At 67.8% G+C, this 11,834-nt stretch carries 13 protein-coding genes; 5 read left to right on the top strand and 8 right to left on the bottom strand.

Annotation, left to right across the window (positions count from 1 at the left end; genetic code table 11):
• Nucleotides 1–2: 2 nt before the first annotated feature.
• The 5 genes from E5A74_RS07305 to E5A74_RS07320 all read right to left on the bottom strand — a co-directional run bounded on the left by E5A74_RS07305 (nt 3) and on the right by E5A74_RS07320 (nt 2,719).
• Nucleotides 3–884, bottom strand: a complete 882-nt coding sequence (locus tag E5A74_RS07305; protein ID WP_420822486.1) for an alpha/beta hydrolase — start codon at nt 882–884, stop codon at nt 3–5.
• 102 nt (nt 885–986) lie between these two features.
• Nucleotides 987–1,319 carry a hypothetical protein gene (locus E5A74_RS07310; protein WP_135983589.1) on the bottom strand — a complete coding sequence of 111 codons (333 nt, stop codon included), beginning with the start codon at nt 1,317–1,319 and terminating at the stop codon, nt 987–989.
• A gap of 85 nt (nt 1,320–1,404) precedes the next feature.
• Nucleotides 1,405–1,575 (bottom strand): hypothetical protein, encoded by a 171-nt coding sequence (locus E5A74_RS20875; protein ID WP_166745681.1) that lies wholly within the window; start codon nt 1,573–1,575, stop codon nt 1,405–1,407.
• A complete protein-coding gene (locus E5A74_RS07315) occupies nt 1,572–1,751 on the bottom strand; it encodes a hypothetical protein (protein ID WP_135983590.1) in 180 nt (59 codons plus the stop codon). The genes E5A74_RS20875 and E5A74_RS07315 overlap by 4 nt, the downstream gene beginning before the upstream one ends.
• Nucleotides 1,751–2,719: a threonine ammonia-lyase gene (locus tag E5A74_RS07320; protein WP_206365789.1), complete on the bottom strand. Its 969-nt coding sequence runs from the start codon at nt 2,717–2,719 to the stop codon at nt 1,751–1,753. Before E5A74_RS07320 ends, E5A74_RS07315 begins: the two co-directional genes overlap by 1 nt.
• 152 nt (nt 2,720–2,871) lie before the next feature.
• Here E5A74_RS07320 and E5A74_RS07325 point away from each other — a divergent pair, with 152 nt between their 5' ends.
• A complete protein-coding gene (locus tag E5A74_RS07325) occupies nt 2,872–4,098 on the top strand; it encodes a type III PLP-dependent enzyme (RefSeq protein WP_135983592.1) in 1,227 nt (408 codons plus the stop codon).
• A 117-nt stretch (nt 4,099–4,215) separates the two neighbouring features.
• Nucleotides 4,216–5,295 carry a 1,9-bis(guanidino)-5-aza-nonane synthase gene (locus E5A74_RS07330; protein WP_135983593.1) on the top strand — a complete coding sequence of 360 codons (1,080 nt, stop codon included), beginning with the start codon at nt 4,216–4,218 and terminating at the stop codon, nt 5,293–5,295.
• A gap of 190 nt (nt 5,296–5,485) precedes the next feature.
• On the opposite strand, the gene E5A74_RS07335 is transcribed toward E5A74_RS07330, so the two are convergent.
• Nucleotides 5,486–6,259, bottom strand: a complete 774-nt coding sequence (locus E5A74_RS07335; protein ID WP_135983594.1) for an SDR family oxidoreductase — start codon at nt 6,257–6,259, stop codon at nt 5,486–5,488.
• Between the two features lie 103 nt (nt 6,260–6,362).
• Between E5A74_RS07335 and E5A74_RS07340 the strand changes: the two genes are divergently transcribed.
• From E5A74_RS07340 to E5A74_RS07350, 3 genes are all read left to right on the top strand, one after another.
• Complete coding sequence (locus E5A74_RS07340; protein ID WP_240699713.1) at nt 6,363–6,773, top strand: winged helix-turn-helix transcriptional regulator; 411 nt, start codon at nt 6,363–6,365, stop codon at nt 6,771–6,773.
• A gap of 220 nt (nt 6,774–6,993) precedes the next feature.
• Nucleotides 6,994–7,974, top strand: coding sequence for an alpha/beta hydrolase (locus tag E5A74_RS07345; RefSeq protein ID WP_135983596.1), 981 nt, complete (start codon nt 6,994–6,996; stop codon nt 7,972–7,974).
• Between the two features lie 61 nt (nt 7,975–8,035).
• Nucleotides 8,036–8,470: an MAPEG family protein gene (locus tag E5A74_RS07350; protein ID WP_135983597.1), complete on the top strand. Its 435-nt coding sequence runs from the start codon at nt 8,036–8,038 to the stop codon at nt 8,468–8,470.
• Between the two features lie 4 nt (nt 8,471–8,474).
• Here E5A74_RS07350 and E5A74_RS07355 read toward each other — a convergent pair whose 3' ends face one another.
• Nucleotides 8,475–10,367 (bottom strand): XrtA/PEP-CTERM system amidotransferase, encoded by a 1,893-nt coding sequence (locus tag E5A74_RS07355; protein ID WP_135983598.1) that lies wholly within the window; start codon nt 10,365–10,367, stop codon nt 8,475–8,477.
• A gap of 2 nt (nt 10,368–10,369) precedes the next feature.
• Nucleotides 10,370–11,830, bottom strand: a complete 1,461-nt coding sequence (gene xrtA, locus E5A74_RS07360; RefSeq protein WP_135983758.1) for an exosortase A — start codon at nt 11,828–11,830, stop codon at nt 10,370–10,372.
• Nucleotides 11,831–11,834: the final 4 nt, after the last annotated feature.

Raw genomic sequence — 11,834 nt, forward strand, 5'->3', positions numbered from 1 at the left:
GTCTAGCGCCGGACGCCCAGCGTCCGGTCGATCCATGCGTCGACGATCGCGGTCCCCGGATAGTCCGCGTCGCCGAGCGACCGGTTGATCGCCATGTGCCCGCGCAGCCCCTTGCCCGCCAGTGCCTCCACCGAGACGCTGGCGCCGGCGCGGGTCAGCGCCGCGCCGAGCGCATCGGACTGGCGCTTGCCGTCGTCGCGATCGACGTGGAGGATCAGAAACGCCGGCGCATTGGGCGCGGCGGCCTGCAGCGTCGGCGACAGCGCGCGCTGGCGCACCGGATCGTCGCCGAACGCCTGCGCGTAGATGCGCTGCATGATCCGTGGCCCGTCCTGCCGCTGCGCCGGCACGTCATAGGCGGCGCCGTCGAGCAGCACGACGCCGTCGAGTTGGTCGAGCCCCAGCCCCGCGCGCTTCAAATAGCGCGGATCGGTGGCGACCAACGCCGAAAGATGCGCGCCCGCGCTGTGCCCGGCGAGCACGATGCGTGACGCATCGATTCCCAGCGCGCGCGCGTGCCTGAACAGATAGCCGATCGCGTCGGCGACGTCCTGCGCCTGGTCCTCGACCGTGGCGTCCGGCACCAGCCGATAGTTGACCGAAGCGAAGGCAAGCCCGCGCCCGGTGAAATGCGGCGCCATCCCGCCGCCGGTGGCGTTGCGCTTGTCGCCCTGCCGCCAGCCGCCGCCATGGACGAAGACGATCAGCGGCGCGGGCCCGGCCGCGCCTCGCGCGGGGTAGAGATCGAGCCGCTGCAGCGGATCGGCACCATAGGCAATCTCGCGCGGCACGGGCGCCACTTGCGTCGCGGGTGCATAGCGCGCCAGCGCCGGCGCGGTCACGACCGCGGCTGCCAGCGCCGCAAGGATCAGGTTCCGACGCACGTCGCGCTCCTTCATCCCGGAAGCCGCGAAACTATCGACGGACCGGCGGAGCGTCCAACGATCTTGTGTAACCAGATGTAACCACGCCCCGGTCTCGGCGGCCTAGCAACGCCCGGTCTCGAGGCAGACCATGGTCTGGGTCGCCTGGCGCCGGTTCTGATCTTCCTTCAGCCGTTCGAGCGTCGCGCGATCCCTTTTGGCGCGTTCTTCGAGCTCCGCGACCGTGTTGCAGGTCCGTTTGGGGATCACCGATCCGGTCGAGACCGCGGTCTGGCAGACGAGCTTCTTCTTCGGATCCTTCTTGCCCGTGACGGTGACCGAGCCCTCGCTGGCTTCCTGTCCGGCGGGCTTGTCGCCGGCGGCGGGCGGCGCGGTCTGTCCATACACCAAGGTCGACGCGAACAGCGCGATTGCGGCAAAATGATGCGAGTCCATTTGGTATCCCCGGCCATCCTCGCCGTCGCCTGTCTGCCACTCGCCTCTGCGGTCGTAAACCGGTTTCAGACGGGCAATGCCGGTCCTAGATGCTCCAGATCAGCAGATTGCCCAGCAGCACCAGCGCGGCGATCAGCATCAGCACGCCCTTGAACCGGTCGCCGCCGCGCCACGTCCGCACCGCGCCCCAGACCAGCGCGAACATCGCGATCACCGCGATGCTCAGCATCAGCGGGTTGAGCGCGGGGTCCGTCATCGCAGCACCAGCCAGAGCAGCAGCACGATCGCCACGCCGACGCCGACGAAGCCCGCGATCACCCTCGGCTCGCCGCGATAGATCAGCCGCAGGAAATACCAGAGGAACCAGCCGAGCCCGCGCGTGCCGACGCTCAGAATATTGGCGATCAGCGCGCCGAACCGCGTTTCCTTCATCAGTCCCTCGATCCCAGCACCGCCGCATAGGCGTCGGGATCGGCATTGCCCCCCGAGAGGATCACCAGCAAGCCCGGCGCCAGCGCGATCTTGCCCGCAAGCACCGCGGCCAGTGCCACCGAACCGCCCGGCTCGAGCACCAGCCGCAGCTTCGCCGCCGCCCAGCGTTGCGCCTCGCGCACTTCGCGCTCGCTCACCGCGACTCCCTTGGCGTCGCGGCGGCTGAGCACGTCGAAGGTCAGCGGCGAGACTTCCTTCGTCTGCAGCGCGTCGCACGCGGTCGCCGGCGGGTTGTCGCCCACCGGCTCGATCCATCCCGCCTCGAGGCTGCGCCGCATATCGTCCCAGCCCTCGGGCTCGACCACAGTCAGCTCGGCCTCAGGCAGTGCCAGCGCAAGCCCCGCCGCCAGCCCGCCGCCGCCGCACGGCACCACGATATGCGCCGGGTCGGGCAGCTTCATCTCGACCATCTGGGTCATCGCCTCGATGCCCGCGCTGCCCTGCCCCTCGATAATCCACGGATCGTCGAAGCTCGGCACCAAAGCCGCGCCGCGCGCATGCGCGAGGTGCGCGGCGATCTTCTCGCGATTCTCGGTGGCGCGGTCGTATTTCACCACCTCCGCGCCCATCGCCAGCGTCGCATCGAGCTTCACCTTCGGCGCATCGGCCGGCATCACGATCACCGCGGGAATGCCGAGCCGCTTCGCCGCCCAGGCGACTCCCTGCGCGTGATTCCCCGAAGAGAAGGCGACGACGCCTTTTTCGCGCGCCGCGGCGTCGAGCGCAGTCAGGCGATGCCACGCCCCGCGGATCTTGAAGGCACCGATCGGCTGGAGCGCCTCTGCCTTGAAGCACACCGGAACCCCGCGAATTTCCGCTGTCAGCAGAGGGGTTTGCGGCAAAATCGCTGCGATCTTCGCTGCAGCGTCGCGCACCCCCGCCCGGGTCGGCTGTCGCACAATCGTCACACTTCACCCCGCTGTATTTTTCCGGGTCCTCGAATCACTTTACATGGGGGGACCTCGCCCCTAAATGCCGCCTTCCGCTGCCCCATGGGACTTCCAACCGCAAGGCAGCTTTTCGTCAATGTTTGCCGCAAGGCATTTGGAGGTCCCTTGAGTTGCACAAGCATCATCGCGCGCTGGGGTTAGCGTCTCCCCGATCGACCGCTCTTCGCGGTATCGACATCGCCGCTCAGCGACCGGTGCAGCCGGTCACGCTGACTCGTCCGCACGCCGCATCGCGTGCCGCCCGCTTCTTCGTCGAGAAGTTCCCGGGTCGCTCGATGTATGCCGTGAAGGCGAATCCGTCCCCCGATCTGCTGCAGATCCTGTGGGATAGCGGAATCACGCATTACGACGTCGCGTCGATCGCCGAGGTCCGCCTCGTCGCCGCGACGCTGCCCGAAGCCACGCTCTGCTTCATGCACCCGGTCAAGGCCGAAGAAGCGATCGCAGAGGCGTATTTCGAGCATGGCGTCCGCGTGTTCAGCCTCGACAGCATCGAAGAACTCGAGAAGATCGTCGCCGCCACCAAGGGCGCCGGGGACCTCACTCTGTGCGTCCGCATGCGCGTTTCGTCGGATCATTCGAAGCTCAGCCTCGCGTCGAAGTTCGGCGTCGGCCCCGGCGAGTCGAAGGAACTGCTGATGGCGACCCGTCAGGTCGCCGACGCGCTCGGCATCTGCTTCCATGTCGGCAGCCAGGCGATGTCGCCCGAGGCCTACGGCAATGCGATGGAGCGCGTCCGCGCCGCGATCGTCGAGGCGGGCGTCACGGTCGACGTGATCGATGTCGGCGGTGGCTTCCCCTCGTCCTATCCGGGCATGGAGCCTCCTCCGCTCGAGCTTTATTTCGCGACGATCCACCGCGCGTTCGAGAGCCTGCCGATCTCCTATTCGGCCGAGCTCTGGGCCGAGCCGGGCCGTGCGCTCTGCGCCGAGTACAGCTCGATCATCGTGCGCGTCGAAAAGCGTCGCGGCAGCGAGCTCTACATCAACGACGGCGCATACGGCGCGCTGTTCGATGCGGCGCATATCGGCTGGCGTTTCCCCGTCCGTCTCCTTCGCGAGCCGGATTCGAACGCCCGCGACGTCGAGTTCAGCTTCTACGGGCCGACCTGCGACGATCTCGATCACATGGCGGGCCCGTTCCCGCTGCCCGCCGACATCGGTGCCGGCGACTATATCGAGATCGGCATGCTCGGCGCGTACGGCGCGGCGATGCGCACCGCGTTCAACGGCTTCGGCTCGGACCAGACGGTGATCGTCGACGACGAGCCGATGACCTCGCTCTATCTCGAGCAGGTCGAGGAACAGGCACCCGCCTCGAACGTCGTCAAGCTGTAACCAGACCTAGCCAGACGGCAGTCTTTGAATTTGGAAGCGGGGTGCTCTATGCGCCCCGCTTCCTCACGGGTTTCCGCGTCCCCTGAACGACGACGGCCATGCTGAATGGGAGCTCCCATGTCCGACACTCTCCTCAAGACCGCCGCGGCCAATGCGCCGATCAACGACACCCGCAAGGCGGAATTGCTGTCGAAGCAGGTCAAGCACATCGACATCACCAGCTTCGACGCGCGCCCGATCGTCGACGCGATGGCGGACATGAGCTTCACCAGCCGCGATCTCGGCCGCGCCACCAGGATCTATAACGAGATGCTGGCCGACAAGGACTGCACCGTCTGCCTCGTGATCGCCGGCTCGACCTCGGCGGGCGGCTGCATGGACCTCTATGCCGAGCTGATCCGCAACAACATGGTCGACGTCGTCGTCGCCACCGGCGCCACCATCGTCGACATGGATTTCTTCGAGGGCCTCGGCCACAAGCACTATCAGGCGCTCGAGATCCCCGACGACGATACGCTGCGCTCGCTCTACATCGACCGCATCTACGACACCTATATCGACGAGGAAGACCTCCAGAACGTCGACCACACGATCTTCGAGATCGCCGAGAGCCTCGAGCCCAAGGCCTACAGCTCGCGCGCTTTCATCCGCGAAATGGGCAAGTATCTCGTCGAGCACGGCAAGAAGGAGAACAGCCTCGTCAAGCTCGCTTATGAGCATGACGTGCCGATCTTCTGCCCGGCCTTCGTCGACAGCTCGGCGGGCTTCGGTCTCGTCAAGCATCAGGTCGACGCGGCCAAGGAAGGCCGTCCGTACCTGATGATCGACGCGGTCGCGGACTTCCGCGAGCTGACCGACATCAAGATCGCGGCGGGCACCACCGGCCTGCTGATGATCGGCGGCGGCGTGCCGAAGAACTTCATCCAGGACACGGTCGTCTGCGCCGAGATCCTCGGCCATGAGGACGTCGCGGTGCACAAGTACGCCGTCCAGATCACCGTCGCCGACGTCCGCGACGGCGCCTGTTCGTCCTCGACGCTGCAGGAGGCCGCGTCGTGGGGCAAGGTCAACACCGGCATCGAACAGATGGTCTTCGCCGAGGCCGGCTCGGTGATGCCGCTGCTCGCCAGCGACGCCTATCACCGCGGCCACTGGAAGGACCGCGCCAAGCGCGGCTGGGCCAAGCTGTTCGGCTGAGCCTCCAGCACTGAAGAAACGAAGCGGCCGGGGAGCGATCCCCGGCCGTTTTGCTTTCCGCTGTCCTCCCCCGCCAGGGGGAGGTGGCATGCGCAGCATGACGGAGGGGGCGGAAGCACGACGGCGATTGGATTGCTTACCTCCCCCTCCGTCGCCTTCGGCGACACCTCCCCCTGGCGGGGGAGGATTATCAGGACTCCTCCCCCGCCCGCGCCTTGCGGACCATCTCGCCCATCTGCGCCAGCGCCGCATCGAAGCGCCCCTCGCGCTCGGCGAAGCGCAGCCCCTTCACCCGCTCGACGAGGATCTCCGCCGGCGTCGGCTGCTCCCCGAACAGCGCCATCACTTCGTCGATGAATGCGTCGAGCGGCTGATAGCCCGGGCGGGTCTCCTGCCCCGGGGTCAGTCCGGTCTGCACCGCGGGCGGGGCCAGCTCGATCACCTCGATCTTGCCCTGCAGCGCGTCGCGCAGCGCCACCGTGTAGCTGTGGATCGCCGCCTTGGTCGCCGAATAGGTCGGCGCCAGCGCGATCGGCACGAAGGCGAGCCCCGAGCTGACATTGACGATCGTCGCGTCGCCGCGCGCGGTGAAATGGTCGATCAGCGCATTGGTCAGCCGGATCGGGCCGAGCAGATTGGTGGTGATCGTCGCCTCGGCGTCGCCCAGATCCCGTCGCGTGTCGAGCGCCTCGTAGCGCATGATCCCGGCATTGTTGATCAGCACGTTGAGCGAGGCATGCTCGGCGATCACCCGCCGCGCGAAATCCTCGACGCCCTCGGCGCTCTCGACGTCGAGCGTCATCGCGAACATCCCCTCACGACCCGCCACCACGGCATCGAGCGCCTCGCGACGCCGCCCGGCGACGATCACCCGATTGCCCTGCGCATGAAACTTCTCCGCGAGCGCCGCGCCGATGCCCGATCCGCCGCCGGTGATGAGAATGGTGTTGCCGCTGGTCTTCATCGCATCGTTCCTCCGATGGGTTGCTGCGGCCAATCTAGATTGATACTCTCCGTGAGTAAGAAGGCACCGAAAAGATTTATACTTACCTTTTGGAGAGTGTATTTTGGCCAAGCCCGCGCCGCTTCCCCCCAAACGCGCCAAGGCTTGGCCCGATGCCGGCGATCCGCGCGTCGACGCCCTCGTCACCGAGGTGATCGGCCGCGTCGCCGACAAATGGACGATGCTGATCCTCGAGGAACTCGCCGAATATGCGCATCTCCGCTTCACCCAGATCGGCAAGCTGGTGCCCGGCATCAGCCAGAAGATGCTCACCCAGACGCTGCGCCAGATGGAGCGCGACGGGCTGGTCGATCGCACCGTCCATCCGGTGATCCCGCCGCATGTCGACTATCGCCTCACCGATCTCGGCGAGAGCCTCGGCGCCGCCTTTTGCGCGGTGTGGCTGTGGGCGGAGGCCAATCTCGAACGGATCGAGGCGGCACGCGGCAGCTTCGATGGCCGGGCGGCGGGCTAGCCCCGATCGCGGCCGGCCCTGTCCTACACGGCGCGACGCTGCTAGGCTTTTGCGCTGTACGCTTGAAGGTTTGTAGGATTTTTTCGGCGCGGCCGACGAAACATAATTTCAGCGCCGCGCAACGGGAGAGTCGTTGTATCGCGACAATTGCGACTCTAGACGCCGCAAATCCAACAAATCGGCCGCGCAGCTGTAGGATAAAATCGAGGGGGAGCATGCCATGTCGATCGATCGCCGCACGCTGATGGGAGGGGTCATGGGGCTCACGCTCGCAGCGGCCGCAAAGGCGCAGGACGCTCCCACCCCCTATGTCCCCGGCACCGGCACCGCCGCCTGGCCGCCGGGGGAGCATTTCAGGCTCTGGCCCGGCACCCCGCCGGGCGCGCCCTCGCCGCTTCCCGCCAACAACTTCACGATCAACGGCAGCTTCAAGGAGCTGTGGCTGCGCGGCGTCTCCGAGCCGATGGTCGGCGTCTATCGCCCTGCCAGGCCCGATGGCCGCGCGGTGCTGTCGATCCCCGGCGGCGGCTATGGCTTCGTCTCGGTCGAGAATGAAGGCGTCGATGTCGCCAGGGCGCTGACCCCGCACGGCATCACCGTCTTCGTCCTCGCCTATCGCCTGCCCGGCGAAGGCTGGGCCAACCGCGCCGACGTGCCCTTGCAGGACGCCCAGCGCGCGATGCGGCTGATCCGCGCCAATGCCGGCAAATATGGCATCGATCCGGCGAAGCTCGGGCTGGTCGGCTTCTCGGCCGGCGGCCATCTCGGCGGATCGCTGGCGGTCGGCCATGACGATCCGGTCTACAAGCCGGTCGACGCCGCCGACAGCGGCTCGGCGCGCCCCGCCTATGCCGGGCTCGTCTATCCCGCGGTCTCGTTCCATTCGGCGGGGTTCGAGGATCGCAAGAGCAACGGCCTCTGGGGCGAGACGACCGACGACGCCACCAAGGCGCGCTACACGCCGCTCGACCGGGTCAGCCCCGCGACGCCGCCGATCTTTCTCGTCCATGCGTTCGACGACGGCACCGTCCCGGTCCAGCAGAGCCTCGCGATGATCGACGCCTGCCGCACCCACAAGGTGCCGGTCGAGGCGCATCTCTTCGAGAAGGGTGGCCATGGCTTCGGCGCGCTCCATCTCCCCGCGGACTCGCCCGGTCGGCTATGGACCGACGTCTTCGCGCGCTGGACCGCCAAACGCTAGATCCGTTGCATTCCCGAACTGATTGCGGCAGCCTCGCGTAACAATCGGAGGGGACCCCGAAATGCACAGCCAAATTCTCGCGCCAGTCGTGGCGCTGATCGCCTGGTCGCTGGTCATGCTCGTCTGGATGATGCTGACTCGCCTGCCCGCGATGCGCGCGGCGGGCGTCGACCTCACCAAGCTGACCGGCACCAAGGCCAGCGATGCCGACAGGGTGCTGCCGCCGCAGGTGCAGTGGAAGGCGCATAACTACATCCATCTGATGGAGCAGCCGACGCTGTTCTACGCGATCTGCTTCGCGCTAGCCTTGCTCGGCCAGGGCGACGGGATCAACGCGTGGATCGCCTGGGCCTATGTCGGCCTGCGCATCGTCCACAGCCTCGTCCAGGCGACGTTCAACAAGGTCGCGGTCCGCTTCGGCCTGTTCGTGCTGTCGACCCTCGCGCTGATGGCGCTGACTCTCCACGCCGGGATCGCGCTGCTGTATCAGGTCTGAGGTTCTAGCCGAATAGGCGCTCGAGGCTGCGTTCGAGCATCAGCAGCTGCCACAGGGTCCGGCCATGCTCGGCGCGCCCGGCCTTGTGGTCGGCGGCGAGCTTCTCGATCGCGGCCGGTTCGAACCACCCCGTCCCCGCCAGCACCCGCGCGCGCGCCAGCCCCGCGGCCTCGTCGGCGAGCGCGGTGCGGAACCACGCGCTGATCGGCGTCACGAACCCCATTTTGGGCCGATAGAGGATGTCCCTGGGCAACCACGGCTCGAGCGCCTTCTTCATCAGCCATTTGCCCTGCCCGGCCTTGATCCGCAACGAAGGCGGCAGGGTCGCGGCGAACTCGACGAGCCGATAGTCGAGCAACGGCTCGCGCGCCTCGAGGCTCACCGCCATGCTGGTGCGGTCGACCTTGGTCAGGATGTCGCCCGGCAACCAATGCTTGATGTCGGCATATTGGGCGCGGTCGAGCGCATCGCGCGCCGGCGCCTTGCGCATCGTGTCGAGGTAGCGCTGCTCGGCGCGGTGCCCCGCCAGCGTGTGCTTCGCCGCGCTGGTGTAGAGCCGGTCGCGCAGCTCGGGGGTGGTGACGCCCACCGCCCGCGCATAGGCCGCCTCGCCGCTCTCGGCGAGCGAGAGCAGCGTCGTCTTTGCCCGGAGCGGCCGCGGCGCCCAATCGGCCTTGGGATAGAATCGCCCCAGCGTCCCGAAGACATTGGCGCGCAGCGTCTCGGGCAGCAGCCCGCGCACCCGCTCCTCGGCGGCGAAGAATTTGTAGCGCCGATAGCCGGCGAACGCCTCGTCGGCGCCGTCGCCCGACAGCGCCACGGTGACCGTCTCGCGCGCCAGCTCGCACACCCGATAGGTCGGCAGCGCCGAGGCGTCGGCAAAGGGCTCGTCGAACGCCGCGACCAGCGTGTCGATCAGCGCGAAGTCATCGGAATCGACCCTCCGCGAGCGATGCGCGGTGGCGAAGCGCTCGGCGATCGCCTTCGCATGGGCGCTCTCGTCGTGCCCGGCCTCGTCGAAGCCGATCGTGCAGGTCTTGACTGCCGCCTTGCTCGCCTCGGCCATCAGCGCGACCACCGCGCTGCTGTCGACCCCGCCCGACAGGAACGCGCCGAGCGGCACATCGGCGATCATCCGCGCACGCACCGCCTCGCGCATATGCGCGATGAGCTCGGCCTCGAGATCGCGCAGCTTGCCGGTCGCCCGCTTCGAGAAGTCGACATCCCACCAGCGCACCGGCTGGGGGATGCGCTTGCCGCGCTGAAGCAGCAGATAATGGCCTGCCGGCAGCTTCTTCACGCCAACGAGCAGCGAGGCGTCGTCGGGCACATAGCCGAGCCCGAGATAGTCCTCGACCGCGCGGAAATCGGGCCGCCGCCGGAACAGCGGATGCGCAAGCAATCCCTTGATCTCGGAGGCGAACGCCACCGCGCCGTCGGCGAGCTTGGTATAGACGAGCGGCTTCACCCCGAACCGGTCGCGCGCGAGGAACAGGCTCTGCTTCTCCGCGTCGTAGAGCGCGAAGGCGAACATGCCGTTGAGCTTCTCGAGCATCGCCGGGCCCCATGCCTTCCAGCCGTGGAGCAGCACCTCGGTGTCGCTTTCGGTGCGGAAGCGCGCGCCCTTGGCCTCGAGCGCGGCGCGCACCTCGCGGAAATTGTAGATCTCGCCGTTGAAGGTGACGACGACGCTCTCGTCGGGCGTCGCCATCGGCTGGACGCCGCCTTCGAGATCGATGATCGACAGCCGGCGATGGCCGAGCCCGACCCCCGGCGCGGTCCACATCCCCGCGCCGTCGGGCCCGCGATGCGCCAGCGCGTCGCGCATCTGGACGATGCGCGCGGGTTCGACGGGTTTCGCGATGGCGGGGTAATAGAGCCCCGCGATGCCGCACATGGCTAGCGGCCGCCGGCGATACGGTCGGCGAAGGCGTCGACCGGGCCGAGCGCACCGAGGAAATCCTCGATCGCCGCCGCAGCATGCGCGTCGTTGCCCTGCTCGGCCGACAGCAGCACCGCCACCGCGGCCTGATTCCCCCCCAGCAACTTGGCCTTCAGCGTTTCGAACTTCACTTGGCTGTCGCTCCCGGTCAGCTTTCCGCCGACGCGGTACCAACTAACCGTCACGCGTTCCACCCGCCCGGGACCGGTCATGCGCAGCGCGTGACCGCCCGAGAGATCGGGCAGGTCGGCGATGCGCACCCAGCGGTCATTCTCGCGGATCGCGCCGATGCCGAAGCCGACCAGTTCCCTGCCCTCGTGCTGGCTCGCATAGGCAGCCACAGCGAGGTCGACCGTACGGCCGTCGTCATCCGCGTAGCGCTGGATCAGGAAGCGATCGGCACCGGGATAGTTGGGCGTCCAGGGCGCCACCGTGCTCGCCCCGACCCGATGCCAGCCCGCGACCTCGGGCAGTTCCCCTCTCGCCGGCAGCGGCGTCGCGCGCGCAGCGATCAGGCTCGCCCAGCCGAGAAACAGGCTGGCGACGGTGAGCGCGAGCAGCACCACCACCGAAGCCTCGGCCCGCGCTTTCGGCTGCGCCTGCAACCGCGCCGGATCGAACCACGCCGCGTCGGGATCGCGGTCGAACCATTTCCAGCCGATCGTCAGCACCGCCGCCATCACCAGCGCGAAGAACACCCAGCCATAGACGATATGATCGAAACCGGTGGCCGCCTCGACCGAGGTCCACCATGCCGCATAGATCGTCCCGAACGCGCGCAGGCCATTGGCGAGAACGGGCACGACCAGCGCCATCGCGAGGAATGCCGCGCGCCGCGTCCACGAGACGTAGCAGACATTGGCGACGAGCACTCCGAACGCGATCATCGCGATCACGAACTTGGCCCCCGAGCACGCCTCGGCGACTTCGAAATAGCCGTTCGACGTGGTGATCAGCACCCCGTCGACGCTCGCCGGCACGCCAAACAGATGGAGCAGCGGCATCACCATCGCGACGGTGATCGTCTGCAGCGGCCCCTCGAGGAAATCGCCGAAGGGCACGAGAAACGCCATATAGGCGAGCGGGAACAGCAGCGCCCGACTGACATTGGGCCCGAGCACGCTGACCACGGCGCCCTGCAGCATCAGCACCAGCCCGGCATGGCGGAACAGCGCCACCCCGGCCGCGTCGCCGAGCAGCCAGCCGAGCCCGCCCGCCGCGACCAGCGCCAGCCCCGGCCACCAGCCCTGCGGCCGCACCCGCGCGAGCCCGTGCCGCCGCTGCCAGACCAGCCAGCCGATCACCGGCGCGATGAACAGGCAGTGGCCGAACGTGGTGTTGGTCCAGTAGATCGTCGCCAGATCGAGCGCGTCGCGGCGGAACAGCACCAGCAGCGCCAGCCAGCCGGCCGTGAGCATCGCC

This window comes from Sphingomonas naasensis, assembly GCF_004792695.1.
In the GTDB taxonomy this organism is placed as follows: Bacteria; Pseudomonadota; Alphaproteobacteria; order Sphingomonadales; family Sphingomonadaceae; genus Sphingomonas; species Sphingomonas naasensis.

What these genes read in the sequence shown, in the direction of transcription:
- E5A74_RS07310 (WP_135983589.1), bottom strand. Translation starts at nt 1,319, where the DNA reads ATGGACTCGCATCATTTTGCCGCAATCGCGCTGTTCGCGTCGACCTTG.
- E5A74_RS20875 (WP_166745681.1), bottom strand. Translation starts at nt 1,575, where the DNA reads ATGACGGACCCCGCGCTCAACCCGCTGATGCTGAGCATCGCGGTGATC.
- E5A74_RS07315 (WP_135983590.1), bottom strand. Translation starts at nt 1,751, where the DNA reads ATGAAGGAAACGCGGTTCGGCGCGCTGATCGCCAATATTCTGAGCGTC.
- E5A74_RS07330 (WP_135983593.1), top strand. Translation starts at nt 4,216, where the DNA reads ATGTCCGACACTCTCCTCAAGACCGCCGCGGCCAATGCGCCGATCAAC.
- E5A74_RS07335 (WP_135983594.1), bottom strand. Translation starts at nt 6,259, where the DNA reads ATGAAGACCAGCGGCAACACCATTCTCATCACCGGCGGCGGATCGGGC.
- E5A74_RS07345 (WP_135983596.1), top strand. Translation starts at nt 6,994, where the DNA reads ATGTCGATCGATCGCCGCACGCTGATGGGAGGGGTCATGGGGCTCACG.
- E5A74_RS07350 (WP_135983597.1), top strand. Translation starts at nt 8,036, where the DNA reads ATGCACAGCCAAATTCTCGCGCCAGTCGTGGCGCTGATCGCCTGGTCG.
- E5A74_RS07355 (WP_135983598.1), bottom strand. Translation starts at nt 10,367, where the DNA reads ATGTGCGGCATCGCGGGGCTCTATTACCCCGCCATCGCGAAACCCGTC.
- xrtA (WP_135983758.1), bottom strand. Translation starts at nt 11,830, where the DNA reads ATGCTCACGGCCGGCTGGCTGGCGCTGCTGGTGCTGTTCCGCCGCGAC.